This window comes from Methylobacterium sp. E-046, from assembly GCF_022829625.1.
In the GTDB taxonomy this organism is placed as follows: domain Bacteria; phylum Pseudomonadota; class Alphaproteobacteria; order Rhizobiales; family Beijerinckiaceae; genus Methylobacterium; species Methylobacterium longum.
On the sequence record NZ_JAKSYP010000016.1, the window covers coordinates 1 to 436 of the forward strand.

Below are 436 nucleotides of genomic sequence, written 5' to 3' on the forward strand. Positions count from 1 at the left end.
TTCGGCAATCGTCGTCAGAGCTTTGCCGTGTCTGGCGCGACCGGCCCGCAATTCGGTAACTTTGTTGCGGCCAACGGCCTGCTCAGCACGCTCGACTTCTTCGGCACGGTTCGCGGCCGCCTCGGCTACGCCTTCGACCGCACCCTCGTGTACGGCACCGGCGGCTTCGCCTACGGATCGGGCAGCGCCGACCGCTCGTTCGGCGGCTTTGCCGGCAACGACAGCTTCCGCACCGGCTACGCGGTCGGCGGCCGCATCGAGTACGCCCTGCCCACCGACTCCTTCCGGAACTTCTCCCGCTCCTCGGCCGTCACGCTCAAGGTCGAAGGCCTGTACGTCAACCTCGACCGCAACACCCGCAACCAGGGCGCGTTCGTGATCAACGCCGCCTCCAACGTCCCGGCCTTCTACAGCCCGGTCGGCCGCCGCTCCGACG

1 protein-coding gene is annotated in these 436 nt (G+C 68.3%); it reads left to right on the top strand.

Translation table 11 applies throughout. The features are described from left to right. Positions 1-436, top strand: a 436-nt coding sequence (locus MKK82_RS00330; protein WP_409566764.1) for an outer membrane protein, incomplete at both ends; no start/stop codon positions are given.